Origin of the sequence: Halomonas campaniensis (assembly GCF_002211105.1) — a bacterium.
Taxonomy (GTDB): domain Bacteria; phylum Pseudomonadota; class Gammaproteobacteria; order Pseudomonadales; family Halomonadaceae; genus Vreelandella; species Vreelandella campaniensis_A.
In genome coordinates, this window is the sequence record NZ_JPUA01000043.1 from 97,792 (window position 1) to 98,764 (window position 973).

Sequence of the window (973 nt, forward strand, 5' to 3'; positions counted from 1 at the left end):
TACTCAACAGCGCCAGCACGTGGCGAGCACTCTGGCATAGCCTCTACACCTCAGGGCTTGGCATGCTGATCTCCCTGGTACTGGGCAGCCTGTTCGCCTTTGCGATCACGCTCACCAATATCCGTGGCAAAGCGTGGCTGGTGTTCTGCTTTATGCTGCCGATGATGATTCCTCCCCAGGTCACCGCGTTAAGCTGGCTGCAGCTCTTTGGCCCGGCCAGCCCACTACTGAAAAGCATTGGCTTGGCGCCACCACTGGGCAGTCCACAGCCGCTCTACTCCGCTGAAGGGATCGCTTTACTGCTGGGTATCCAGAGCGCACCGCTGGTGTTTCTGGCGCTGCGCACCAGCCTACTTTCGCTGCCTCGGGAACTGATCGAAGCGGCCCGCATTAGCGGCGCCAAACAGACCCAGGTATGGGGCCATATTATTCTACCCGTGACCCGTAGCGGTTTGATCGCTGGGGGCGCGATGGCGTTTATCTCAAGTCTCGGTAACTTTGGCATTCCCGCCATGCTGGGTATTCCCGCCGGCTATTACGTGCTGCCCACGCTGATCTACCAGCGTATGGCCAACTTTGGCACCGGGGTGTTAGCAGAGATGGCGGCGCTCTCCTTGCTGATTGGTTTACTGGCACTGGCCGGGGTGGCGTTGCAGCAGCAATTGATGAACCGCAGCCGCTTTGGGCTGGGCGGCCATAGTGGCCGCTCCCACGACTTTACCCTGGGTCGCTGGCGAGCCCCAGTCACCGCCGCGCTGATAGGTATCTTACTGATTATTCTGGTCGCACCGCTGCTCGCGCTGGTGATCAGTTCGCTGGTGCCCGCCATGGGCGTGCCGCTAAACGCCGAGACCGCCACCCTGAACGCTTATGCCGAAGTGGTGGGTCGTCAAGGCGCCACATGGCGAGCGGTGAACAACAGCCTGTGGCTGGCGGGGAGCGCGGCCGGGGGGCTGATGCTGCTGAGCCTGCC

The 973-nt window shown here is 61.6% G+C and carries 1 protein-coding gene; it reads left to right on the top strand.

All coding sequences use genetic code 11. From position 1 onward, the window contains the following. On the top strand, positions 1-973 hold a 973-nt coding region (locus tag JI62_RS23015), incomplete at both ends, for an ABC transporter permease (RefSeq protein ID WP_240513319.1).